At 73.4% G+C, this 23,082-nt stretch carries 27 protein-coding genes; 12 read left to right on the top strand and 15 right to left on the bottom strand.

Going from position 1 to position 23,082, the window contains the following annotated elements:
• Positions 1–30 precede the first annotated feature (30 nt).
• Positions 31–1,671 carry a hypothetical protein gene (locus EAH89_RS31450; protein ID WP_161993695.1) on the bottom strand — a complete coding sequence of 547 codons (1,641 nt, stop codon included), beginning with the start codon at positions 1,669–1,671 and terminating at the stop codon, positions 31–33.
• A 199-nt stretch (positions 1,672–1,870) separates the two neighbouring features.
• Here EAH89_RS31450 and EAH89_RS20295 point away from each other — a divergent pair, with 199 nt between their 5' ends.
• The 3 genes from EAH89_RS20295 to EAH89_RS20285 are packed head-to-tail and all read left to right on the top strand — an operon-like array spanning position 1,871 to position 4,009.
• Positions 1,871–2,596, top strand: coding sequence for a class I SAM-dependent methyltransferase (locus tag EAH89_RS20295; RefSeq protein ID WP_140885533.1), 726 nt, complete (start codon positions 1,871–1,873; stop codon positions 2,594–2,596).
• Positions 2,597–2,609: 13 nt separating this feature from the next.
• Positions 2,610–3,677: a glycosyltransferase family 2 protein gene (locus EAH89_RS20290; protein ID WP_241667117.1), complete on the top strand. Its 1,068-nt coding sequence runs from the start codon at positions 2,610–2,612 to the stop codon at positions 3,675–3,677.
• Positions 3,674–4,009, top strand: coding sequence for a DMT family transporter (locus EAH89_RS20285; RefSeq protein WP_140885532.1), 336 nt, complete (start codon positions 3,674–3,676; stop codon positions 4,007–4,009). The genes EAH89_RS20290 and EAH89_RS20285 overlap by 4 nt, the downstream gene beginning before the upstream one ends.
• Before the next feature lie 15 nt (positions 4,010–4,024).
• Here the strand turns inward: EAH89_RS20285 and EAH89_RS20280 are convergent, their stop codons facing one another.
• The 6 genes from EAH89_RS20280 to EAH89_RS20255 all read right to left on the bottom strand — a co-directional run bounded on the left by EAH89_RS20280 (position 4,025) and on the right by EAH89_RS20255 (position 10,490).
• Positions 4,025–5,281, bottom strand: a complete 1,257-nt coding sequence (locus tag EAH89_RS20280) for a hypothetical protein (RefSeq protein WP_140885531.1) — start codon at positions 5,279–5,281, stop codon at positions 4,025–4,027.
• A 117-nt stretch (positions 5,282–5,398) separates the two neighbouring features.
• Positions 5,399–7,285, bottom strand: a complete 1,887-nt coding sequence (locus EAH89_RS20275) for a TRAP transporter permease (RefSeq protein WP_140885530.1) — start codon at positions 7,283–7,285, stop codon at positions 5,399–5,401.
• Between the two features lie 10 nt (positions 7,286–7,295).
• Positions 7,296–8,279 (bottom strand): TAXI family TRAP transporter solute-binding subunit, encoded by a 984-nt coding sequence (locus EAH89_RS20270; protein ID WP_140885529.1) that lies wholly within the window; start codon positions 8,277–8,279, stop codon positions 7,296–7,298.
• An 80-nt stretch (positions 8,280–8,359) separates the two neighbouring features.
• A complete protein-coding gene (gene pdxY, locus EAH89_RS20265; RefSeq protein ID WP_140885528.1) occupies positions 8,360–9,208 on the bottom strand; it encodes a pyridoxal kinase PdxY in 849 nt (282 codons plus the stop codon).
• 119 nt (positions 9,209–9,327) lie between these two features.
• Positions 9,328–10,071 (bottom strand): glucose 1-dehydrogenase, encoded by a 744-nt coding sequence (locus EAH89_RS20260; protein WP_140885527.1) that lies wholly within the window; start codon positions 10,069–10,071, stop codon positions 9,328–9,330.
• 71 nt (positions 10,072–10,142) lie between these two features.
• Positions 10,143–10,490, bottom strand: coding sequence for a hypothetical protein (locus EAH89_RS20255; RefSeq protein WP_140885526.1), 348 nt, complete (start codon positions 10,488–10,490; stop codon positions 10,143–10,145).
• 206 nt (positions 10,491–10,696) lie between these two features.
• On the opposite strand from EAH89_RS20255, the gene rpmE reads away from it, so the two are divergent.
• Positions 10,697–10,924, top strand: coding sequence for a 50S ribosomal protein L31 (gene rpmE / locus EAH89_RS20250; protein ID WP_140885525.1), 228 nt, complete (start codon positions 10,697–10,699; stop codon positions 10,922–10,924).
• 218 nt (positions 10,925–11,142) lie between these two features.
• On the top strand, positions 11,143–11,637 hold the full coding sequence (locus EAH89_RS20245; RefSeq protein WP_140885524.1) for an Hsp20 family protein: 495 nt from the start codon (positions 11,143–11,145) through the stop codon (positions 11,635–11,637).
• 114 nt (positions 11,638–11,751) lie between these two features.
• On the opposite strand, the gene EAH89_RS20240 is transcribed toward EAH89_RS20245, so the two are convergent.
• A complete protein-coding gene (locus EAH89_RS20240; RefSeq protein WP_140885523.1) occupies positions 11,752–11,946 on the bottom strand; it encodes a DUF1192 family protein in 195 nt (64 codons plus the stop codon).
• 131 nt (positions 11,947–12,077) lie between these two features.
• Here EAH89_RS20240 and EAH89_RS20235 point away from each other — a divergent pair, with 131 nt between their 5' ends.
• The gene (locus EAH89_RS20235) at positions 12,078–12,632 is read left to right on the top strand and encodes a DUF1013 domain-containing protein (RefSeq protein ID WP_140885522.1); all 555 of its coding nucleotides are present in this window, start codon (positions 12,078–12,080) and stop codon (positions 12,630–12,632) included.
• Between the two features lie 84 nt (positions 12,633–12,716).
• Here the strand turns inward: EAH89_RS20235 and EAH89_RS20230 are convergent, their stop codons facing one another.
• Positions 12,717–12,899 carry a YdcH family protein gene (locus EAH89_RS20230; RefSeq protein WP_140885521.1) on the bottom strand — a complete coding sequence of 61 codons (183 nt, stop codon included), beginning with the start codon at positions 12,897–12,899 and terminating at the stop codon, positions 12,717–12,719.
• Between the two features lie 167 nt (positions 12,900–13,066).
• Between EAH89_RS20230 and EAH89_RS20225 the strand changes: the two genes are divergently transcribed.
• From EAH89_RS20225 to EAH89_RS20210, 4 genes are all read left to right on the top strand, one after another.
• A complete protein-coding gene (locus EAH89_RS20225) occupies positions 13,067–13,267 on the top strand; it encodes a YdcH family protein (protein WP_043829277.1) in 201 nt (66 codons plus the stop codon).
• A gap of 35 nt (positions 13,268–13,302) precedes the next feature.
• The gene (purE, locus tag EAH89_RS20220) at positions 13,303–13,758 is read left to right on the top strand and encodes a 5-(carboxyamino)imidazole ribonucleotide mutase (RefSeq protein ID WP_140885555.1); all 456 of its coding nucleotides are present in this window, start codon (positions 13,303–13,305) and stop codon (positions 13,756–13,758) included.
• Complete coding sequence (locus EAH89_RS20215; protein WP_140885520.1) at positions 13,755–14,900, top strand: 5-(carboxyamino)imidazole ribonucleotide synthase; 1,146 nt, start codon at positions 13,755–13,757, stop codon at positions 14,898–14,900. Before purE ends, EAH89_RS20215 begins: the two co-directional genes overlap by 4 nt.
• A gap of 180 nt (positions 14,901–15,080) precedes the next feature.
• A complete protein-coding gene (locus EAH89_RS20210; RefSeq protein ID WP_140885519.1) occupies positions 15,081–16,190 on the top strand; it encodes an OmpA family protein in 1,110 nt (369 codons plus the stop codon).
• A gap of 154 nt (positions 16,191–16,344) precedes the next feature.
• Here EAH89_RS20210 and EAH89_RS20205 read toward each other — a convergent pair whose 3' ends face one another.
• The 3 genes from EAH89_RS20205 to def all read right to left on the bottom strand — a co-directional run bounded on the left by EAH89_RS20205 (position 16,345) and on the right by def (position 18,176).
• A complete protein-coding gene (locus EAH89_RS20205; RefSeq protein ID WP_140885518.1) occupies positions 16,345–16,884 on the bottom strand; it encodes a hypothetical protein in 540 nt (179 codons plus the stop codon).
• Between the two features lie 174 nt (positions 16,885–17,058).
• Positions 17,059–17,640 carry a COQ9 family protein gene (locus EAH89_RS20200; RefSeq protein ID WP_140885517.1) on the bottom strand — a complete coding sequence of 194 codons (582 nt, stop codon included), beginning with the start codon at positions 17,638–17,640 and terminating at the stop codon, positions 17,059–17,061.
• Positions 17,637–18,176: a peptide deformylase gene (gene def / locus EAH89_RS20195; RefSeq protein WP_140885516.1), complete on the bottom strand. Its 540-nt coding sequence runs from the start codon at positions 18,174–18,176 to the stop codon at positions 17,637–17,639. Before def ends, EAH89_RS20200 begins: the two co-directional genes overlap by 4 nt.
• Before the next feature lie 232 nt (positions 18,177–18,408).
• Here def and rpsU point away from each other — a divergent pair, with 232 nt between their 5' ends.
• Positions 18,409–18,612, top strand: coding sequence for a 30S ribosomal protein S21 (gene rpsU, locus EAH89_RS20190; protein ID WP_043829268.1), 204 nt, complete (start codon positions 18,409–18,411; stop codon positions 18,610–18,612).
• A gap of 105 nt (positions 18,613–18,717) precedes the next feature.
• Here the strand turns inward: rpsU and EAH89_RS20185 are convergent, their stop codons facing one another.
• Positions 18,718–20,307, bottom strand: a complete 1,590-nt coding sequence (locus EAH89_RS20185; protein ID WP_140885515.1) for an ABC transporter substrate-binding protein — start codon at positions 20,305–20,307, stop codon at positions 18,718–18,720.
• A gap of 136 nt (positions 20,308–20,443) precedes the next feature.
• Between EAH89_RS20185 and EAH89_RS20180 the strand changes: the two genes are divergently transcribed.
• Positions 20,444–21,205, top strand: coding sequence for a gamma-glutamylcyclotransferase (locus EAH89_RS20180; RefSeq protein WP_140885514.1), 762 nt, complete (start codon positions 20,444–20,446; stop codon positions 21,203–21,205).
• A gap of 55 nt (positions 21,206–21,260) precedes the next feature.
• Here the strand turns inward: EAH89_RS20180 and EAH89_RS20175 are convergent, their stop codons facing one another.
• Positions 21,261–22,670, bottom strand: a complete 1,410-nt coding sequence (locus EAH89_RS20175) for an NAD(P)(+) transhydrogenase (Re/Si-specific) subunit beta (protein ID WP_140885513.1) — start codon at positions 22,668–22,670, stop codon at positions 21,261–21,263.
• Positions 22,671–22,674: 4 nt separating this feature from the next.
• On the bottom strand, positions 22,675–23,079 hold the full coding sequence (locus EAH89_RS20170; RefSeq protein WP_140885512.1) for an NAD(P) transhydrogenase subunit alpha: 405 nt from the start codon (positions 23,077–23,079) through the stop codon (positions 22,675–22,677).
• Between the last annotated feature and the right edge of the window lie 3 nt (positions 23,080–23,082).

Raw genomic sequence — 23,082 nt, 5'->3', positions numbered from 1 at the left:
CTTCCCCCACCCGGCCCCGGCCGGGGCGCCTCAGTCCTCGCGGACGTAGAGCTTGTAGCCCTCGATCTCGCCCTGCTGGTGGTAGCTCCGGAACGCCTCCGCGAAGAGGGGGTGGCGGCTGAAATACTCGATGAAGTCGAATTCCTTCCCGCACCAGGGAATGCCGACATGCCGCGTGACCAGCACGGCCGAGGGCGGCGCGGAGGCGAAGTCCTCCGCGACCGTCCGGTAGACGAAGAACTCCGCCCGCGACATCTCCCAGGGCTGGCGGTAGCGCTCCCCGTTGTCCGGGCAGCGCTGGTTCACCCCCTGCAGCAGCCAGAGGTTCATGAAGCGCAACGTGGACTGGCTGTTGGAGTAGTTCAGCGCGGGGTAGATCGGCCAGATGTCGGGGGTCAGGATCAGCAGCCGCTCGTTCCAGGCGTGCTCCTTCAGCCAGGCCGTCAGCCGCCCGCCCTTGTCGCTCTCATAGCCGAGCTCCCGGAACGGCGCCTCGCCGCCCCGGACCATGCCGAGCATCAGCAGCCCCGCCATGACCGCGGAGAGCGCCGGCGCCGAGGCCCGCGCGCGCGCCGGCGGCAGCGCCCCGTCCAGCCAGCGCGCGGCGATCAGCCCGGTGGTCAGCCCGGCCAGCATGAACACGGGCGCGACGTGGTAGGTCCAGCCCTTGTGCTGCACCAGCGCCGAGACGAAGGCCCCCGCCGTCGCCGCCCAGAGCGCCAGCACCAGCGGACCGAAGCGCCGCGCGAGGCAGAGCGCGGTGACGATCGCCAGCAGCAGCGCGGCGCCCCCCATGTTCGGCGTCAGCAGCACGCCGAAGGCCGAGAGCCCGCCGAGGTCCACGTAGTAGTCCCAGACGAGCGGCACGACGTGCCCGAAGAAGTCCGGGAAGAACACGGGAATGGAGGCGAGGTAGAGCACCCAGACCCCGGCCATCGCCCAGGGCACCGGGTCCGCCAGCGAGACGCCGACCCGCCCCCAGCCACGCCGCAGCAGCACCGCCGCCTCCACCAGCAGCGGCACCGCCAGGAAATGCGGCTTCAGCGCGAAGCCGAGCGCGGCCAGCACGGCCACCCCGAGCATCAGCCGCCGCCCCGTCGGCACCCCCGCCATCCGCCGGGCGGCGAGCATCGCGTAGGGGATGGCCACCGTGCCCATCAGCACCTCGCGCTGCCCGAAGTCATAGCCCGGCAGCACGAGGGCGAGCGGCACGAGGGCCGCCAGCGCCGCCGCCTCCACCGGCCCCTCCACCAGCCCGTCCCGCAGCCGCGCCGCCAGCCACCAGACGAGGCCGCAGAGCGCGACCAGCAGCAGCAGCAGCGCCCGCGGCCCGTCGAGCGGCGTGACCGAGGCCAGCCAGGCCGCCGGCAGGTTGAAGACGAAGATGAGCGGCGGGTTGACGTCGATGAGCTCGGAGTAGAGCCGCTGCCCCGAGAGCCAGCGCATGGAGAAGTTTAGCACCGCCGCCACGTCGTGGTTCAGCGGCGGCGAGAGCACCGTCAGCAGGAACAGCGCCGCCGGCAGCAGCGCCACCGCCCGCCAGAGCCGCGCCGAGGCCGCCGCCGTGGCCAGCCGCCCCAGCCCGCGTGCAGCCTGCACGCCGCGTGCGCCGCCCTCGGGCGTGACCGCGGCCGGCCCGGGCGGGGGAAGAGGGGGAACGGGAGCATTCATTCTGTTGGTTCGAACACGGATCCTGTTGAGGGGCGGCGCGGCGACAGAGTACCTTGCATCCCCGTACCGAACCTTCCTAGTCCTTGATTGCGGCACCCCTTGGGCGCGGCTGCCTTGTCCCTGCCCAACCCCGCTGCGAAAAGCCTCGTCGCGCCGGCAGGCCCGCCGGCCCCTCGCGTTCTCTCCGAGAAGGCCCCGATTGGAAGACGCCGAATACACGCTGATGGACGCCGCCGAGGACCGCATGTGGTGGTACCGCGCCGTCCACGCGCGCCTCCTCGACACCCTCGCCGCGCGGCCGGGCGTCGCCTCCCTCCCCCTGCTCGACGCGGGCTGCGGCACCGGCGGCTTCCTCCGCCGCCTGGCCGAGGCCTCGCCCCGGCCCTCCCTCGGCCTCGACTACAACCCCCGCGCCGCCGCCCGCGCGGGCGCCAAGTCCGGCCAGCCCGTCACCGCCGGCACCGTGAACGAGCTTCCCTTCCCCGACGCCGCCTTCGGGGCGGCGGTCTCGGTGGACGTCCTCTCCCACGCCGGGGCGGACCAGGAGCGCGCGCTGGCCGAGCTCCACCGCGTCCTCGCCCCGGGCGGGACGCTCGTGCTCAACCTGCCGGCCTACGCGTGGCTGTTCTCGGCCCATGACCGGCGCGTGCACAACGCCCGCCGCTACACCGCCGGGCGCGCCGCCGCCCTCCTCCGCGCCGCCGGCTTCGCGGAGGTCTCGGCCCGCTACTGGAACGGCCTCCTGCTCCCCCTCATGGTCCTGCAGCGCAAGGTCCTCGCCCGCGGCGACACCCACGCGAGCGACGTCGGCGACTTCCCGCCCTGGCTGGACCGCCTCCTCCACGGCGTGAGCGACCTCGAGCGCCGCGCCGGCCTCCCCCTCCCCGCCGGCGGCTCCGTGCTGCTGGCCGCGACCCGACCCTGAAGGACCGAACCCGATGCGCCGCGAGACCCTGACGGACGCGCCCCTCCTGGAGCGGAGCCCGCTCGCCCCGCCGGCCGCCGCGATGGAGGCCGGCGCCTTCACCCCGGAGACCGTGGGCCTGTCGATCGTCGTGCCCGTCTACCGCGGCGCGACCACCGTCGGCACCCTCGTCGCCGCCCTCTCGGCGCTCCGTCCCGCGGGGGGGATCGAGATCGTGCTGGTGAACGACGGCTCCCCCGACAACTCCGCCGAGGTCTGCCGCGAGCTCGCGGCAAAGGCCACCGTGCCGCTCACCTATGTCGAGCACGCCCGCAACTTCGGCGAGCACAACGCGGTCATGTCCGGCCTCCGCGTCGCCCGCGGCCGCTACGTCATCACCATGGACGACGACCTCCAGAACCCGCCGGAGGAGGTGCTGAAGCTCTACGACCACGCCCGCCTCGGCGCCCCGGACGGCCGCGGCTGGGACGTCGTCTACACCCGCTACGCCGTGAAGGAGCACGAGGGCTGGCGCAACCTCGGCTCGCGCTTCGCCAACGGCGTCGCCGACCTGCTGCTCGACAAGCCGCGCGGCCTCTACCTCTCCTCCTTCCGCTGCATGAGCGCCCTCGTGGTGCGCGAGGTCAGTCGCTACGCCGGCCCCTACCCCTATATCGACGGGCTGATCATGCAGGTCACCCAGCGCATCGATTCCATCGAGGTCCGCCACCTCAAGCGCGCGGAGGGCCGCAGCAACTACACGCTGCGCCGCCTCGTGCGCCTCTGGCTGAACCTGGCCACCAACTTCTCCCTCCTGCCGGTGCGCCTCGCGACCTTCGCGGGCCTCGCCATGGGCTTCCTCGGCATCGTCGCCTCGCTCTTCGTCATCGCCGAGGCCATGACCGGCGAGACCCCCTCGGGCTGGGCCTCCACCATGACGGTGACGCTGCTGCTCTCGGCCGTGCAGTTCCTCATCCTCGGCGTGCTCGGCGAGTATGTCGGCCGCGCCTTCCTCTCGGCCAACGGCACGCCCCAGGGCGTGGTGCGCGACGTCGTCCGCGCCCGCCCCGCCCCGGGCGACGCGGCGGAGGGCGGGCGATGAGCGCCCACTGGCTCTCCCTCGCCCTCGCCATCGCCACCTCGCTCGCCGGCCAGGTGCTGCTGAAGTCGGGCGCGACGGCCGAGGGCGGCTTCCTCGCCCAGCTCTTCCGCCCGCAGACGGTCGTGGGCCTCGGCCTCTACGGCGGGGCGGCGCTGCTCTACATCGTGGCGCTGCGGCGCATCCCGATGTCGGTCGCCCTCCCCTGCACCGCCGCCTCCTACGTCGTGGCCGTCATGATCGGCCACTTCGCCTTCGGCGAGGCACTGGGCGCCCAGAAGATCGCGGCCGTCGCCCTCATCAGCCTCGGCGTGGCGATGCTCGCCAGCGCCTGACGCGGGGCGGGCGCCTCAGCGCGCCGGCTTGGCCGGGGCGAAGGTGGTGCGGATCTTCTCCGAGACCGGCTCGATGATCGCGTCCAGCATGTCGAAGACGACCGTCACCCCGTAGCCCACGAAGAAGGCGACCGCCGGCAGCGTGAGGGTGAAGCCCTGCAGGTCCACGGTGTCGGCCGTGGTGAAGAGCGCGCCCACCAGGCTTCCCGCCACCAGCCCCATCGCCACCCGCAGGATGCCCTGCCAGCGGTCCCGCGGCTCGAGCGTCCACTCCTCGATCCGCCGGTTGATCCGCCGCGCGAAGGCCGTGCAGGCGCCGACCAGCCCGAGCGCCATCGGCAGCACGAAGCTGGTGAGGGACTTCAGCGTCGAGACGGTGCGGATCTCCGTCGTCTCCCAGTCCCGCCCAGCGACGCGGAGCCGCGGCCGCGCGGCCTGCTCGGCCACCCCGTTCGGCGTGGCCATGGCGAAGAGCTTGCTTGTCGCGTTCCACCGCCCCAGCGCCGTGTAGAGAAGGTCGAAGCGCTTGCTGAGGTCCTCGATCCGCCCGCAGGCCGCGAGCCGCGCCGGGACCGTGACCCGCGCCTCCGGCGGCAGCGGGTCGCACCCCACCGGCACCGTCCCCGCCCGCGGCTCGCGCGCCGCGGCCGCGGCCAGCACGCTGTTCGCCGCGGCCACCTCGCGCTCGGCCGCCGCGTAGTCCGCCCGCAGCCCCGCGAGGGATTCGAGCAGCCCCCGCCCGCTCGCCGCGTGGATGAGGAGGATGAGCGCGAAGGCGAGCGAGACGATCCCGAGCGCCCCGATAAGGCGCACGAAGCGGCGGAGCGACTGCGCCATCAGCGCACAGTCCGCCGCCTGCGACGCCGTGGCCGAGGCGACGCCCGGCGGGCCCGGCTCGGCGTGGCCGAGGATCTTCCGCGCCTCGCGCGAGCTCGGGAGGATGAAGCAGCCCGTCAGCCGGATCGTGTCCGGCCGCGCCGGCGCCGCGCGGACCGCGAGGTGGTCGAGGAGCGCGATCAGCCGGTCCACCTTCGCCGCGTCCGCCGCGACCTCGCGCGGCTCCGCGTAGAGAAGCTCGGCGAAGCCCTGGGCGACCTCCCAGCGCGCGGGCTCCGGCGCCTCCGGCCCCACCGCGGGCATCCCCGCGATCGTCCGCCCCGACTGCGCCATGATGAAGCGCGTCAGGAGCTGCCCGTCGGCCTGGAAGGCGGCGACGTCGGCGGCCGCGAGGGGCAGTGGCCTCACGGCGAGCCCGGCGTTGATGTCCGGCATGGTCCGTTCCTCCTCGCGGGGAGGAGGGCAGAGGCGGGAAGCCCCGCACAATGCCATTTGTCACACTCCGCACCGTCCGGCCGGGTGCCGGAGCGCTGGCCAGAACAGCCCCGCCCCTCAGAGCGGCCGCAGCGCCGCCCCCCGCCCGGCCCGCCCGAGGCCCCAGGCCAGCCCCATCGCCGCCAGCGCGACCGCCAGCCGCGCCGGCCCCGGCAGTGCCGGCACGAAGGCCGCGACCAGCCCCGCGGCGCCCAGCAGCCCCTGCGCCACCCGGCCGAGCGGCGCGAGGAAGTACCCCGCATAGGCCCCGGTGATCGCGACCAGCGCCGCCACCTGGATCGCCGTCGCCAGCAGGATGTCGAGCACCCCGCCCCGCATCATGATCCCGGGGTCGTAGACGAAGGCGAAGCCGACGGTGAAGCCCGCGATCCCGAAGCGCGTCGCGTGCAGGCTCGTGACCGTCGGCCCCGCCTTCGCGATGGAGGCCGCCGCGAAGGCCGCCGCCGCGACGGGCGGCGTCGCGTCCGCCAGCACCGCGAAGTAGAACAGGAACAGGTGCGCCGGCAGCAGCTCCACCCCCATGGCGACGAGCTGCGGCACGCCGATCGCGGCCGCGATGATGTAGGAGGGCGTCGTCGGCAGCCCCATCCCCAGCACCAGCACGGTCAGCGCCAGCAGGATCAGCAGCAGCGGCAGCGACCCGCCCGCGAGGTCCTTGATGATCCCCCCGAAGGCCACCACCATCCCCGTTGCCGTCAGCGCGGAAACGACGATCCCCGCCCCCGCGATGGCCACCGCCAGCGGCGCCATGGTCAGCCCCGCGCTCACCAGCGCGTCGAACACCGCGCGCGGCGTCATCCGCGTCCGCCGCCGGAGCATCGCGATCCCGACCATCGCCAGCGTCGCGCAGAAGGCCGCGTAGTTGCCCGACCAGCGCTCCATCATCAGGTAAACCAGCACGCCCATCGGGATCACGAGATGCGCGTCCGCCAGCACCTCGCGCCAGGGCGGGATCTCGGAGGCCGGCATGGGCGCCATCCCCCGCCGCTTCGCCTCGAAATGCACGGCGGCGAGGATCGCGAAGTAGTAGAGCACCGCGCCGATCGCCGCGGCGACGACGATCTCCCCGTAGGGGATGTTGGTGATCTCCGCCATCACGAAGGCCGCCGCCCCCATGACCGGCGGCATGATCGCGCCGCCCACGCTCGCCGCCGCCTCGATCCCGCCGGCCACCGCCGGCCGGTAGCCGATCCGCTTCATCAGCGGGATCGTCATCGCCCCCGTCGTGATGACGTTGGAGACCGAGGACCCGCTCATCGTCCCGAAGAGCCCCGACGTGATCACCGCCACCTTCGCCGGCCCGCCCGTGAAGCGCCCGGCGGCGGCCGCGCCGAGGTTGCTGAACAGCCGCCCCGTCCCGCTGCCCGCCATGAAGGAGCCGAAGATGATGAAGACCGCGATGGTCGTCGCGACGATCCCCGTCAGCGGCCCGTAGACGCCGCCCGCCGTCGGCACCAGCCAGGACGCCTCTAGGATCTCGCCCGCCGTGAAGACCCGCGTGTTCAGCACGCCCGGAAGAAGGTGGCCCAGCGCCATGTAGGCGATGCTGACGATGACCATCCAGGCCAGCCCCGGCTCCACCGCCCGCCGCGTCGCCTCCAGCAGGGTCACGATCGCCAGCACGGCCATGACGGCCATGACGGGCGTGAACTCGTCCACGTACTCCATGCGGTCCGACACCGCGCCCGCGTTCCACCAGACCCAGAGATGCGGCGCCGCCGCCGCCAGGAACCAGGCCCAGTCCACCAGGCTCGGCCGCGCCGCCGGGCTCGACGCCCGCGCCGGCCACAGCAGAAAGATTGGCGGCACGAAGGCCAGCAGGTGGAAGGCCCGCATCGCCACCGGCTCCGGGAAGCCGACGCCGCCGAAATAGAGATGGACCGCCGCCGCCAGCGCCAGCCACCCCGAGAGGACCGGGCCCAGCGGCCCCTTCAGCGCGCGCAAGCGGGGCGCCTCAGCCCGGCATCACCCCGGCCTCGCGATAGGCCTTCGCCGCCCCCGGGTGCAGCGGCGCGCCCGCGTACTTCCAGGCCTGCGCCGGGTCGTAGCTCGCCATGGAGGCGTGGATCTGCGTCAGCCGCGCGCCCTTCGCCGCCACCAGCACCTTCGTCAGCTTGTAGGCGACCTCGTCCGGCACGCTCTCGTGCACGACGATCACGCTGTCCATCGTCGTCACCGGCACGTCGGCCGACTGCAGCGCCGGGTAGGCCGAGGCCGGCAGCACGCCCTGGTTATAGGCATAGGCGTCGATCAGGTGGCGGCGGACGTCCTCCGGGAAGGCTACCAGCCGCGCCGCCCGCCGCCCGGTGCCAAGCTCCGTCAGGATTGCCGCCGGCTTGGCCAGCGCGACGTAGAGGTAGTCCACCTGCCCGTCCCCGAAAGCCGCCGCGATGTCGTTGTAGGACCCGTTGAGATAGGTCCCGCCCTCCGCCCGGATCCGCTCCGGCGAGGTCCCCAGGAACTTGAGGATCCGCTGCAGCGTCATCTCGTCGGTCGAGGAGCGCTGCGGGCAGCCGATCCGGATGCCCCGCTGCGTCAGGATCGCCCGCATGTCCTCGAGCGGCTTCTCGCTCGCGCGGACGAAGTTGTGCTCGGTCGGCGAATAGCCCGTCCCCAAGGTCCGAATCTTGTCGTGCTTCGCGCGGTAGGGCTCCTCGCCGCGCACGGCGGCGGCGGTGAAGGCGTCGATGCCCCAGCCCATCTGCGACTGCCCGTTGTTGATGCGCGTGGGGTTGGCGAGCCCGCCCCCCGGCACCACGCGGATCTGCAGGTCCGCCTCGTCCTTCGCCAGCGCCGCGATCCCCGCCCCCATCGTGTACCAGCCGCCGCCGAGCGAGCCCGCCACGAACTCGAAGGTCCCCTGCGCGCGCGCGGACCGGACGAAGGGCATGGCCAGCGCGCCGCCGAGCAGCAGGCGGCGGGGAAGGATGGGCAGCATGGAGGCCTCCGGGGCGGGCGGTTCTGCGGGGGCGCGATGATGGGCGCGTCCCCGCGATCCCTGCAATGCCCGTGCCCCCCTCAGCAGGGCTGCGCGACGAAGACCCGCGACGGCGTCACGAACTCCTCCTGGGCCGCGACCGTCAGGATCTCCCGCGACCGCTCCTCCGCCGTCCGCCGCAGCAGCCCGAAGACCGAGGAGGTCGCGGCCGAGAGGGCGAGGCGCGAATCATCCCAGCGCAGCCGGTGGAAGAGGAACAGCGCCGCCATCGCGTCCCCCGCCCCGTTGACGGAGATCGGCAGCTTCGGCGTCCGCACCCGCCAGAAGCGCCCCTCCTCCCCCGCCAGCAGGTCCACCGAATCCTCCGGCGTGTCCTCCACCTGCAGGCTCGTCACCAGCACCGTCCGCGGCCCGCGCCCCTGCAGCTCGCCGACGGCCGCCTTCGCGTCGTCGAGGGAGACGACCTTCCGCCCGGTCATCCATTCCAGCTCGAACTGGTTCGGCGTCACGATCCCGGCCGCCGGCACCGCGCGGTCCCGCATGAACTCGGGGATTCCCGGCCGGACGAAGACGCCCCGCCCGACATCGCCGATCACGGGGTCGCAGCACCAGACCGCCGCCGGGTTGGCCGCCCGCACCCGCGCGAAGGCATCGAGGATCGCCTCCCCGATCGAGGCGTCCCCCATGTAGCCGGACAGCACGGCGTCGCAGCGCGCGAGCACGCCCCGCTCCTCGATCCCCTGCACGAGGTCCCCGATGAGGTCGGCCCCGAAGACCTGCCCGCGCCAGGCGCCGTAGCCCGTGTGGTTGGAGAACTGCACCGTGTTCAGCGCCCAGACCTCGGCGCCGAGCCGCTGGAGCGGGAAGACCGCGCTCGCGTTGCCGACATGGCCGTAGGAGACCCAGGACTGGATCGAGAGGATGTTCATCGCGTCGCCCCGCCCGCGCGCCTCGCCCGCCGCCCGCGCGGGCGGCGGGACGGCGCGCCCTCCCTAGACCCGCCCCCGCCCCGGCGCCAAGGCCGGGGCGGGGCGGCGTCCCGCCGGCCTCAGGCGCAGCGCCCGCCGTCCACCGGCAGTAGCACCCCCGTGATGAAGGAGGAGGCGTCCTCGGCCAGCCAGACGCAGGCGTTGGCGATGTCGGCGGGGGTGGACAGCCGCCCGATCGGGATGGTCGCGAGGAACCGCTTCCGGTTCTCCGGCGTGTCCTCCACCCCCATGAAGGCTGAGGTCAGCCCCGTCGCGCCGAGCACCGGGCAGACCGCGTTCACCCGGATGTTCTGCCCCGCCCATTCCTGCGCGAGCGACTGGGTGAAGACGTTCACCGCCCCCTTCGTGCCGTTGTACCAGGTCAGCCCCGGCCGCGGCCGCAACCCGGCGGTGGAGGAGATGGTGATGAAGGACCCGCCGCCCCGCGCCGCCAGCACCGGGTGCGCCGCGCGCGCCATCAGGAAGACGGACTTCACGTTGATCGCGAAGACCCGGTCGAACTCCTCCTCCGAGACCTCGATCGAGGTCCCGTTCCGGTAGGTCCAGCCCGCGTTGTTCACGACGACGTCGATCCCGCCGAAGGCCTCCGCCGCCCCCTGCACCATCGCCTCGATGTCGGCCGCGCGCGCGACGTCGCCCCCGAAGGCCTGCCCGCCGATCTCGGCGGCCACCCGCCGCGCGCCCTCCAGGTTGAGGTCCGCCACCGCGACCTTCGCCCCCTGCGCCGCGTATTCCCGCGCGATCCCCTCGCCGAATCCCGACGCCGCGCCCGTGACGAGCGCCACCTTGCCCTGAAGCCGCATGCCCTTGGTTTCCCCCCGCGTCGCGGCCACCCGGCCGTCCCCGGCCAGTCTGGAAACCGCGCGCGGGCCGGTCAACGCCGCCCCGCGCCCCCGCCGTCCTCCCCGCCCTCGCCCGTGGAACCATCGCCCCCGAAGCCGTCGCCCTTGGGTCCGTCGCCCGGGGGGTCCCCGCCCCCGGCGCCCGGCCCGCCGAGCGGCCCCCGCTCCTCCGCGCCCAGCCCGAGCCAGCGGTCCTTCATGGCCACCCACTCCGTCCGGTTGTCGCTGCACAGCCGCAGCAGGTCCTCCGGCACCTGCTCGTCCAGCACCGCGTCGTAGGCCTTGTGGACGCTGCGCCGGAGCCAGAGGTCGAAGGGATCGGCCGGCTCGCCCCCCGGCCGGGCCGGGCCGGAGCGGGGAGGCTTCGGGCGGAGCGTCACGACAGCGTCTCCTATGTTATAGAAACCCCTCAACGCCCGCCGCCGCGCGATCGCTTCCCCCGCGCCGGATTTAGCGCCCGCCCCGCCGCTCCTCGCGCGGGGACGCGCGCACGAGGACGGTTGCGCCGCGCCCGCGCGCCCGCTAAACGCCGCCCTTCGCGCTTCCGGTCGGCATCGGCGGCGCCACAGCGCATGGAACCAGCCCGATGAAGTCCGACATCCATCCCGACTACCACGAGATCAACGTCATCATGACCGATGGCACGACCTACAAGACCCGTTCCTGCATGGGCAAGCCGGGCGACACGCTGCGCCTGGACATCGACCCCAAGTCCCACCCGGCCTGGACGGGCGTGCAGCGCGTGATGGACACGGGCGGCCAGATCGCCAAGTTCAACAAGAAGTTCGCGGGCATCGGCGCCCGCAAGGGCTGACCCTCTCCGGCCGCAAGGCTGGATTGAGCAGATTGCATACCGGGAGGGGCCTCGGCGCTTGAAGCGCCGGGGCCCTTTTCCCATTTCGGGCCTGTCGGCGATGCCCAATCGGGGTCGCCGGCGCGAGGCGGAACGGCACGCACGGCCCGAACGGGGGTGCCACGGCCCGGACGCCGCGCATTGTCCATCGATGACCTTGCTCCAGCAGGAGGTTTCTCGTGAACACGCTCGACTTCTCCCCCCTCTTCCGCACCGCCATCGGCTTCGATCGCCTCGCCCGCCTGGCCGACACGGCCCGCGCGGCGGCCGATGCTCCGTCCTACCCGCCCTACAACATCGAGCGCACGGCCGATGACGCCTATACGCTGACGATGGCGGTGGCCGGCTTCGGCCAGGACGACATCGAGATCACGGCCCAGGACAACGTGCTCCTCATCGCCGGCCGCGCCCCGCAGCCGCAGGAGGAGGGCCGTTTCCTGCACCGCGGCATCGCCGGCCGCGCCTTCGAGCGCCGCTTCGTCCTCGCGGACCACATCCGCGTCGAGGGCGCGAACCTCGAGAACGGCCTTCTCCACGTCGCCCTCCGCCGCGAGGTGCCCGAGGCCCTGAAGCCCCGCCGCATCGCGATCGCGGGCGGCCGGCCGCAGCAGCCCGCGCTCGAGGGCCGCGCCGAGGCCGCGAACAGCCAGGACGGCCAGGCCCAGGCGGCCTGATCCGTTAGCCTGACCCAACGGCCGCGCCGCCCGGACTCGGGCGCGCGAGGAAAGGGGGCCGGCGGAGCGATCCGCCGGCCCTTTCTCGTGCCCGCCCCGTGGCGGGCCGCCGCCCTAGCCCGGCTTGCGGAAGAAGGCGTCCGCCGCCGCCCGCTGCGCCGCACGCGCGGCGATGGCCGCCTCGGCCCGGCCGATCTCCGCCCGCAGCGCCTCGACATAGGCCCTGAGCGTCTCCTCCGACCAATCCGCCAGCGCCGCCGGGGCGAAGCCCCCGGGCGCGGGCCGGCGAAGCGGCTCCTCCTCGATCATCTTCTTCTCTCCGGCTTTGACCGACCCCATCCCCGTCTCTATATCCCGCCCGACACGCCGGGGGACCCCAAGCCCCCTGGCGCCCCCTCCGCGACGACCGCCCCCGCCCGGGGCGCGACGAGGCCCCCGACATGTCCACGCCCCTGATGCCCAAGGCCACCGCCGTGTGGCTGATCGACAAGACCTCCCTCACCTTCGACCAGGTGGCCGATTTCGTGGGCATGCACCCGCTCGAGGTCCAGGCCATCGCCGACGGCGAGGTCGCGCAGGGCATCGTCGGCTACGACCCCGTCGCTAACGCCCAGCTCACGCGGGAGGAGATCGCCCGCTGCGAGGCCGACCCCAACGCCCGCCTCGTGATGATGCAGAGCAGCCTTCCGCAGCCGAAGATGCGCGGCAAGGGCGCGAAGTACACGCCGGTGGCCAAGCGCAACGACCGGCCGGACGGCATCGCCTGGCTGCTCCGCAACTACCCGCAGCTCACCGATGCCCAGGTGGGCAAGCTCCTCGGCACCACGAAGGAAACGATCGCCAAGGTGCGCGACCGCAGCCACTGGAACTCGGCCAACATCAAGCCGCGCGACCCCGTCATCCTCGGCCTCTGCACCCAGGGCGACCTCAACGCCCTCGTCATCTCCATCGGCGCCCAGCCCGTGCCGACGGCCGTGGAGGACGACGCGGCCTGAGGCCGGCGCGGCGGGCACAAAAAAGGCGGGCCCCTCGGGACCCGCCCTTCCTCATCGTCCCGCCGCGGGGCGGGACGCCCGCCGCTACTGCGGCCGCGACCGCTGGGCCTCGAAGCGCTCCATCTCCTCCTTGAGGCGAAGCTTCTCGCGCTTCAGGCGGGCAAGCTCGAGGCTGTTCGGCATCGGCCTCGCGTCCTCCGCCGAGATGCGCGCGTCGAGCGCGTTGTGACGGTCCTTGAGCGACTGCAGCCGGGGCGGGTTCAGCATACGCTTGATCCTATTCCTGCCTGATTCGGTCGTTTTTGCGCGGCGTCTGTCACCGCCGCGCGCTAGATGATATGGCAATCCGCCAAGGGGGCACGAGAATTCTCACGCCCTTATCAACCCGCCCGTCCCACCCTCGGGAACGGGCCGCCCGACCGATCCGGGGGACCATGCTGGCCGAACGCGACAGCCTTTTCCGCCGCCTGACCGAGCTGCGGAGCGAGCACCGCGACCTCGACACGGTGATCGCCCGCCTCGAGGACAGCCGCCACGACCAGCTCCAGCTCCAGCGCCTGAAGAAGCGCAAGCTGAAGCTGAAGGACGAGATCTCCTGGCTGGAGAGCCGCCTGGTGCCGGACATCATCGCTTGAGCGAGGCCGCGGCCGCCCCGCTGGTGGGCGTCATCATGGGCTCGCGCTCCGACTGGGAGACGATGCGCCACGCGGCCGAGACCCTCGCGGCCCTGGCCATCCCCCACGAGTGCCGGGTCGTCTCCGCCCACCGCACCCCGGACCGCATGGTGGACTACGCGAAGGCGGCCGCCGGGCGCGGGCTGAAGGTCATCGTCGCCGGCGCCGGCGGCGCAGCCCACCTGCCGGGCATGACGGCCAGCCTCACCCGCCTGCCGGTGCTGGGCGTCCCCGTCGAGAGCCACGCGCTGCGCGGCCAGGACTCCCTTCTCTCCATCGTCCAGATGCCCGCGGGCATCCCCGTCGGCACCCTCGCCATCGGGCGCGCGGGCGCGGTCAACGCCGCCCTCCTCGCGGCCAGCATCCTCGCCCTCGCCGACCCCGCTCTCGCCGCCCGGCTCGAGGCGCACCGGGCCGCGCAGACCGAATCGGTCCCGGACCTCCCGGCGTGACGGGCCATCCCACCGAACCACTTCCTGGGCCCCTCCCCCCCGGCGCCACCATCGGCATCCTCGGCGGCGGCCAGCTCGGCCGCATGACGGCCCTCGCGGCCGCGCGCCTCGGCTACCGCGCCCACGTCTTCTCCCCCACTTCCGGGGAGCCCGGCACCCTCGTCGCCGCCGCCAGCACCATCGCCCCCTACGAGGACCGGGCCGCCCTAGACCGCTTCGCCGAGGCCGTCGACGTCGTCACCTTCGAGTTCGAGAACGTCCCCGCCGCGACCCTCGACCACCTCGCGGCCCGCCGCCCCTGCCGCCCCGGAATCCGCGCCCTCTCCACCTGCCAGGACCGCCTCGTCGAGAAGGCCTTCCTCGAGCGGGCCGGCGTCCCCGTCGCCCCCTGGGCCGCCATCCACGCGAGCGCCGACCTGCCGGCCGCCCTCGCCAAGGTCGGCCTGCCCGCCGTCCTCAAGACCACCCGCCTCGGCTACGACGGCCGCGGCCAGGCCATCGTCCGCACCGCGGAGGAGGCCGAGGCCGCCCTCGCGCGCCTCTCCCCGCACCCCCTCATCGCCGAGGCCTTCGTGCCCTTCGCGGCCGAGATCTCCGCCATCGCGGCGCGCGGCGCGGACGGCGCGACGGCCACCTACGACGCCGTCGAGAACCGCCACGCCCACCACATCCTCGACCTCTCCTTCGCCCCCGCCCGCCTGCCGCCCGCGGCCGCCGAGGCCGCCCGCCGCCACGCCGCGGCGGTCGCCACCGCGCTCGACCTCGTCGGCGTGCTGGCGGTGGAGTTCTTCCTCCTGCCGGACGGCGGGCTGCTCGGGAACGAGATCGCGCCCCGCCCCCACAACTCCGGCCACTGGACGATCGACGCCTGCCAGGCGAGCCAGTTCGACCAGCACGCCCGCGCCGTCGCGGGCCTGCCCCTCGCCCCCACCGAGCGCCACGCGGACGCTGTCATGCGCAACCTGGTCGGCCCCGAGGGCATGGCCCGCTGGCCCGCCCTGGCGGGGGAGCCCGGCGTCGCCCTGCACCTCTACGGCAAGGCGGAGGCGCGAAACGGCCGCAAGATGGGCCACGCGACGCGGCTCCTGCCGCGCGGAAGCCTCCTGTCCACCCCCGAATCGACCCTGCTCTCCCATCTGTGACCGAAAAGCCAGAGTGCCCTGTGGCCAAGGCGCCACAGTGACCTGAAACCCTTCTGCCACGCCCCCCGCCGGACTGCACGAAGCAACCCCCGGTGATACATAGCCTGGACGCCGCGCCGGAATCGGGACCCACCTGACCCCCGCGCAGCGCCGCCCTGGTGGATCGGGAGTTCACATCTCATGAGCCTGAAGAAGGCCCTTCTGGCCGCGACGATCCTGTCGCTGCCGCTTGCCGCGCAGGCCCAGCCTGTCACCGGCGTCTACATTGCCGGCGGCGCCGGCTTCAACTGGCTGCAGAAGACCGATATCGACATTATCGGTGCGAACGGCACGAATCTCGGCCGCGGCGGCAACCTCAGCTTCGACATGGGCTGGACCGGTGTCGGCAGCGTCGGCTTCGGCTTCGGCAACGGCCTGCGCCTCGAGGCCGAGGGCAACTACCGCGAGAACAACCACGGTGACTTCCGCCTCCGCGGCGTCCCGGCCCTGACGTCCCAGGGCGGCCGTGCGCGCTCCTACGGCGGCATGGGCAACGTGCTGTTCGACTTCAACATCCCCGGCATCCCCGTGACCCCGTACCTCGGCGCCGGCGCCGGCTACGTCTGGCACGAGTATGACGGCGTGCGCGGCAACGCCCTCGGGCAGCAGATCACGATCGACGACCGTGAGGGCAACTTCGCCTATCAGGGCATCGCCGGCGTGGCCTTCAACCTCGGCGTCCCGGGCCTCGCCCTGACCGCCGAGTACCGCTTCCTCGGCACGCTCTCGCCGGAGCTGAACGCGACCGTCCGCAACTCGACGGGCAGCGCCACCCCCGGCAACGTCGTGCTCGGCCGCGGCCGGGTCGAGGTGGACAACTTCAACCACTCCGCCCTGATCGGCCTGCGCTACGCCTTCAACGCGCCGCGCCCGGTCGTGCCCGTCGCCGTGCCGCAGCAGCCCGCCGTGGCCCCGGCCCCGGCCCGCACCTACCTCGTGTTCTTCGACTTCGATCGCGCCGACCTGACGGACCGCGCCCGCCAGATCATCGCCGAGGCCGCCCAGGCGGTCACGACGACCGGCACGACCCGCATCGAGGTGGCCGGCCACGCCGACCGCTCCGGCACGCCGCAGTACAACCAGCGCCTGTCCCAGCGCCGCGCCGAGGCCGTCGCGGCCGAGCTGTCGCGCCGTGGCATCGCCCGCAGCCAGATGTCGATCCAGGCCTTCGGCGAGAGCCGCCCGCTGGTCCCGACCGCCGACGGCGTGCGCGAGCCGCAGAACCGCCGCGTGGAGATCGTCCTGCGCTGAGCAGGCGATCCCCTCACGGGAGAGCAAAGGGGGGCGGGGCCGCAGGGTCCCGCCCCTTCTTCGTTCGGGGGCCCGCAAGTGCCAGGCCGGGCGCCTGAAACGACGAAGGGCGCCTTGCGGCGCCCTCCGGAAGCGATCGGGAAGAGTGGTCGGCTTAGCGCGAGGGGCGCGTCGAGACCTGCCGCACCGCGGGGCGGCGCTCCGGCGCCGGGCGGGAGGCCGCGGCCGGGGTGGAGGAGGGGCCGCACTCGCTGCGCCCGTGCGGGTTGGAGAGGTTGTTCTGCACCGCCACCGTCGCCAGCGCCTCGGAGGTCGCGGGGGCGGCCAGGGCCACCGTGAAGAGCGGCGCCACGTTCCGGCAGAAGTTGCTGCCCTGGCGGATGCCGTCCTGCGACTGCGCGTTGGCGAGTTGGGTGATGTAGCCGTCGAGCGAGGACTGGCCGCGGGCGCCCGCAGTGCGGCGGTAATGCGCGTTGATCCCGCGGTAGGCGCCGCCGAGCTCGCTCTTATAGCGGTTCACGAAGGTGTTGTACTGGTCCTCCTGCCCGCAGGAGAGGGCGGCGACCATGAGCTGGCTCTGCAGGGCCCGCACGTCGAAGGCGGCCTTCTCGGCCGGCTGCACGCAGGTCTGCGCCACGGCCGGCGCGGCGAAGAGGGCGGCCGCGAGGCCCGCGGCAAGGAAGCGAGACGACATCTGAACCGGGTTCTCCCGAGGGCATTTCGAGGCGGCAACCCCGCCACGCCCGCACATCTACCCAGTCCGTTCCGGCGATGCACGCGGCAAGTCAAAGCAACGCCCTAAACTTGCCAAAGGTTTAGGGGTCGTGGCGGAAATGCCATGGCAAGGCCGGAGCCCCGCCCGCGGTCCTCATCCGCCGCGCGCCGCGCCCGGCCGCCGAAGCCGCGCAAGCCCCGCCAGCCGCCGGTCGAGGAAGGCCAGCGCCTCCTCCACGCTCACCGGCTCGCGCAGCCAGTAGGTGAGGGTCGCGGCGTACACGGCGGCCACCGTCGCCCGGCGCGTGTACCAGGAGAAGTCGGCCGAGCGGTCCCCCGCCGCCGCCCAGATGGCGTCCGCCGTGCGCGCCAGCGTCCGCGCCGCGATCCCGGCGTTCCAGGGCAGCGCCATCAGGGCCAGCGCCCGGCGCAGCGCCTCGCGGTGCGGCGCCGATCCCTCGAGCCGGATCGCGATCACCCGGCGGATCCGGGCGGGGATGCGGAGCGACTCCAGCCCCTCCGCCGCGGCCGCCTCCTCCATCCGCCGGTCCGCGAGGTCCGCCCAGGCCTCGGCCGCGCCGACCGGCCCGCCCGGGAAGAGCCAGCGATGCGCCGCCGGCGCCTCACCGAGGTCGCGGAGGCCCGCCTCCAGCGCCGCCTCGGTCCAGCCCAGGCGCGGGACATGGGGCAGGGCCGCGAGGACGGCGGCGTCCCGCTCGGGGCTGCGCTCGATCAAGCCGCTGGTTCCTTCCGTTCTTGTGGCGGCGTGTCCGGCGCCGCCGGCGCCTGGAACCGCGCCAGCTCCTCCGAGAAGCCGAAGCGCGACAGGTCGTCCATCCGCATGGGGTAGAGCATCCCCTCCAGGTGGTCGAACTCGTGCTGCATCACCCGCGCCGCCAGCCCGTCCGCCTCGCCCGAGACCGGCTTCCCCTCCGCGTCCACCCCCCGCCAGGCAATCCGCGCCGGGCGCGTCACCTCGCCCCGCATCCCCGGGATTGAGAGGCACCCCTCCCAGGCCGCCTCCCGCTCCTCGGAGAGCGGGCTGATCTCCGGGTTGAACAGGGCGAAGACGCGCGGCCCGTCCCGCATCACGAAGACCCGCAGCGGCACGTGCACCTGCGGCGCCGCGAGGCCGAGCCCGTTCGCGTCGATCATCGTCTCCGCCATGTCCGTCACCAGGCGGCGCATGGAGGGGGCGGTCGGGTCCGGAACCGGCTCCGCCCGTTGCAGCAGCACCGGGTGGCCCAGCCGGGCGATCTTCAGAATGGCCATGTCAGCCCCGCCGTTCCCCGTCGCCCGACCCGTCGATCAACCCGCCGCCCTCCGCAACCCGTCGTCCCCGCGCATGTTGGGGCACGACCCGGATTCGTCACCAGGGGGCGCGGCTTTCGGGCTTCCAAGGGGGCGGGGCCGCGTGCTAGACCGCCGGACCTTCGCCGGACGGATTCACATCCATCCGGCCGTTCGGCCATCCATCATCTCCAGGCAAGGAGGACGTTGCCGCGTGCAAGTCGTCGTTCGGGACAACAACATCGACCAGGCGCTGAAGGCGCTCAAGAAGAAGCTGCAGCGCGAGGGCGTCTTCCGCGAGATGAAGCTCCGCCGCCACTTCGAGAAGCCCTCCGAGCGCCGCGCCCGCGAGGCCGCCGAGGCCGTCCGCCGCGCCCGCAAGGTCGAGCGCAAGCGCCTGGAGCGCGAGGGCTTCTGAGCCCCTTCCCCTCCCGCCGGGAGGGGCCATGATGACGCCGGATGCCGCGGCGCGGGGGCCTTCCCCCGCGGGCCGCGGCGTTGGTGCGTCAGCGATCCAGCCGACTCAGGCGGATTTCCGCAGGTTCCAGAAGGTCGCGAAGCTCGGCAACACGTCGCTCAGCGTGTTCCGGTAGGCCGTCGCCTGGAAGTACTGGCCGAGCGGCACGAAGGGCACCGTCTCGAAGGCGCGCCGCTGGATGCGCCCCGCCACCGCCCGCTGCGCCGTGCCGTCCGGCGCGTCGAACCACTCGTCCCGCAGCGTCTCGAGCTCCGGGTCGGTCGGCCAGCCGAACCAGCCCGTCTCCCCGTTCGCCCGCAGCAGCGTGTGGGCCGCCGGCGTCGCGTTGTCGGCGCCCGCGCTGAAGGTGACGAAGGCGCTCCACCCCCCCTGCGCCGGGGCCGCCCGGCTGCCGCGGCGGGTCAGCACCGAGCCCCAGTCCGTCGCCTGGTAGTCGACGTTCAGGCCGATCTTCTTCATCGTGTCGGCCATCACCTCGCTCATGGCGTTCACGTGCGGCAGGTCCGTCGGCACCAGGAAGGCCACCGGCTCCCCCTTGTAGCCCGCCGCCACCAACTCCCGCTTCGAGCGCTCCAGGTCCCGCGGGCGGCTCAGCACGTCCAGCGCCACGTCGTTCGCCAGCGGCGTGCCCGGCGTGAAGACGCCGCAGGGCACGCGCCACATCGCGGGATCGCTGCCCGCGCAGGCGATCATCAGGTCCGACTGGTCGATCGCCCCCAGCACCGCCCGCCGCACAGCCGGGTTGTCGAAGGGCGGGTGCAGGTGGTTCATCCGGAAGCTCGCGCCGTAGCCCGCGCGGTCGAGCACCCCCACCGTCAGGTTGCGGTTCCGCCGCAGCAGCGGCAGCAGGTCGGGCGTCGCGAAGTCCCACCAGTCCACCTCGCCCGCCTGCAGCGCGGCCGCGGCCGTCGCCGGGTCGGGGGTGGTGAGCCACTCCACGCGGTCGAGGTTGACGACCTTCCCGCCCGCGGTCCCGCTCGGCGCGCCCGGCGCCGGCGCGTAGCGCTCGTTCCGCGCGTAGACCGCCCGCGCGCCCGGCACGCGCTCGGCTGCCAGGAAGCGGAAGGGGCCGGAGCCGACGATCTCGGGCACCTGGGTCGTCGCCGGCAGCATCGCCAAGCGCTCGGGCATCATCGCCGGCATGAAGACGCCGAACTTGCCGAGCGCGTTCGGCAGCATCGGGAAGGGCTTCTTCAGCCGGAAGACGATCCGCCGGTCGTCGGGGGCGGAGAGCTCGTCGGTCGCGGCCAGCAGGGTGCCCCCGAAACCGTCCCGGCTGCCCCAGCGCCGGATCGAGGCCACGCAGTCCCGCGCCAGCACGGGCGTCCCGTCGTGCCAGAGCAGCCCGTCCCGCAGCGTCAGCGTCCAGCGGCGCCCGTCCTCCTCCACCACGTGCCCCTCGACCATCTGCGGCCGCGGCTCGTAGCCCGCGTCCGTGCCGTAGAGGGTGTCGAAGACCATGAAGCCGTGGTTGCGGGTGACGTAGGCCGTGTTCCAGTGCGGATCGAGCGTGGAGAGGTCCGCCTGCGGGATGAAGCGCAGCGCGCGCGCCCCCTGCGCCCGCCCGATCCCCGGCGCGGCGAGGGAGGCGCCGAGCGCGACCCCCGCGGTGGAAAGGAATTGCCGTCGCTGCATCGGAACCATCCCAACCGGTGAGACGCCACCGCAGCACAGACCGCGCCCTCCGTCACGCCCGCGCATCGGCGCCGCCGCCCCCGGCCGAACCGGCCGCCCCCTGCCGCGTTCCGCCACCGACATCCCGGACCCGCCCATGCCCAAGCTGACCCACGACCTGATCGAGCGCGCCGTCCCCCCCGCCCCGCCCGGCCCCGCCGCCCCGGCGCCCGACGAGCTTCGCCTGCGGGCGGAGATGCTCGTCTTCCTGCACGGGCGCGACCCCGCGCTCGGCCTCTGGGTCTTCGCCGACGACGCGCTGATGCGGGACCACGGCGAGGCCGCACCCGACATCGCCGCCCCCGCCCGCCTGCCGGGCCTCGCCCGCCGCTACACGGTCCGCGACGTCCAGGACCGCGGCACCCCCGCCGCCCCCGCCCTCGCCCTCGCTCTGGAGGAGGTCCCGGCCCTCGCCTGCGCCGGCCTCCTCCTCCACTTGCCAGGGCCGAAGGTCGAGGATCGCCTCTGGCCGGTCTGGCGACGGAAGATGGCCGCCGGCGGCCACGACCCGCGCTGGCGCGACGCCCTGCTCACCCGCGCCCATGACGGCAGCGGCGCGCCGGTCCGCGCCCTCTGCTTCCTCGCCCGCCACAACCACCCGCTCTACGAGGGGGAGCAGCCCCTCGGCACCGTCGCCGACCGCCTGGCCCGCGCCCGCGGCCCGGGCGGCGCCGCGGCCGGCGCCCTGCTGGACGCCGCCGAGACCCTCCGCCGCCATGGCCTGCGCGACGCCCTGCTCGAGAGCCTGGAGGCCGAGGTCGCCCGCCACCTGTCACCCCCCGCCGCGCCCGCCGCCCCGCCCCTCCCGATCGAAGCCGGCCGCGCCCGCGCCGCCCGCGAGGCCGCGGGCCGGGCATGAAAAAGGGGCCGGGATCGCCTCCCGGCCCCGTCCCGCCCCGTCGCGCCGGGCGGCGCTACTTCTGCAGCGCCTGGACGATCTGCTGCGTCACCTTCTTCGCGTCCCCGAACAGCATCATCGTGTTGTCCCGGAAGAAGAGCTCGTTCTCCACGCCCGCGTAGCCGCTGGCCATGCCGCGCTTGACGAAGAACACCGTCTTCGCCCGCTCCACCTCCAGGATCGGCATCCCGTAGATGGCCGAGGACTTGTCGGTCTTGGCCGCCGGGTTCGTCACGTCGTTCGCGCCGATGACGTAGGCGACGTCGGCCTCGGCGAACTCCGGGTTGATCTCCTCGAGCTCGTGCACGTCGTCGTAGGGCACGTTCGCCTCGGCCAGCAGCACGTTCATGTGCCCGGGCATGCGGCCGGCGACGGGATGGATCGCGTACTCCACCGTCGCTCCTTCCTTCTTCAGAAGGTCGGCCATCTCCCGCACCACCTGCTGCGCCTGCGCCACCGCCATGCCGTAGCCGGGCACGATGATGACCTTGCTCGCGTTCTTCATGATGTAGGCCGCGTCCTCCGGGCTGCCGGACTTCACCGGCCGCGCCGGGCCGGCCGGCCCCGCGGCCGCCCCGCCGCCCGCCTCGGCCCCGAAGCCGCCGAGCAGCACGTTGAGGATGGAGCGGTTCATCCCCTTGCACATGATGTAGGACAGGATCGCGCCGGAGGCGCCGACCAGCGCGCCCGTCACGATCAGCAGCAGGTTGCCGATGGTGAAGCCGATCCCCGCCGCCGCCCAGCCCGAGTAGCTGTTCAGCATGGACACGACCACCGGCATGTCCGCACCGCCGATCGGGATGATCAGCAGGAAGCCGAGCCCGAAGGCGAGGATCGCGATGAGCCAGAAGAGCGCGAGGTTGCCCCCCGTCCAGACGAAGGCCGCGATCAGCACCACCAGCAGGATGCCGAGCGCGGCGTTGAGGTAGTGCTGCCCGTTGAACAGGATGGGCGCGCCCGACATCCGCCCGTCGAGCTTGGCGAAGGCGATGACCGAGCCCGAGAAGGTGATCGCGCCGATCGCGAGGCCGAGCGACATCTCCACCAGCGACTGCCCGTGGATGTTCCCGGGCACCCCGATCCCGAAGCTTTGCGGCGCATACAGCGCGGCCGCCGCGACGAAGACCGCCGCCAGGCCCACCAGCGAGTGGAAGGCGGCCACGAGCTGCGGCAGCGAGGTCATCTGGATCCGGTTCGCGACCACCGCGCCGATCCCGCCGCCGATGGCGAGCCCCGCGACGATGAGCCCGATGCCGCCGACCTTCATCCCGGGCTGGGCGAGGGTCGCGACGATCGCGATCCCCATGCCCACCATGCCCATGATGTTGCCGCGCCGGCTGGTGGAGGGGTGCGAGAGCCCCTTCAGCGCGAGGATGAAGAGAACCGACGCGACGAGATACGCGAGCGTCGAGAGCGTGTGCCCCATCGCCTCAGCCCTTCCGCTGGAACATGGCGAGCATCCGCCGGGTCACGAGGAAGCCCCCGAAGATGTTCACCGCGGCGAGCGTCACGGCCAGGAAGCCGAAGGCCTGGGCGAGCCAGGATTCCCCCAGCCCCGTCGCCAGCATCGCGCCCACCACGATCACCGAGGAGATGGCGTTGGTCACGCCCATCAGCGGCGAGTGCAGCGCGGGCGTCACCGACCACACGACGTGGTAGCCGACGAAGCAGGCCAGCATGAAGATCGTCAGCAGCAGCAGGAAGGGCTCGGCCGCCGCTGCCCCCTGCTCGACCATCGGCATCGCCTCGCTGGCGGCCGCCCGGGCCTCCATGGCAAGGGAAAGGGCGCGCTCGGCCATGGCCTGGGCGCGGATCGCGAGTTCCTCGGCGTGCATCTC

The sequence above is a fragment of the Muricoccus nepalensis genome (assembly GCF_006438825.1).
GTDB lineage: Bacteria > Pseudomonadota > Alphaproteobacteria > Acetobacterales > Acetobacteraceae > Roseomonas > Roseomonas nepalensis.
The sequence above is the reverse complement of the archived record's forward strand: the minus strand, read 5'-3'. Positions and strand labels throughout refer to the sequence as shown.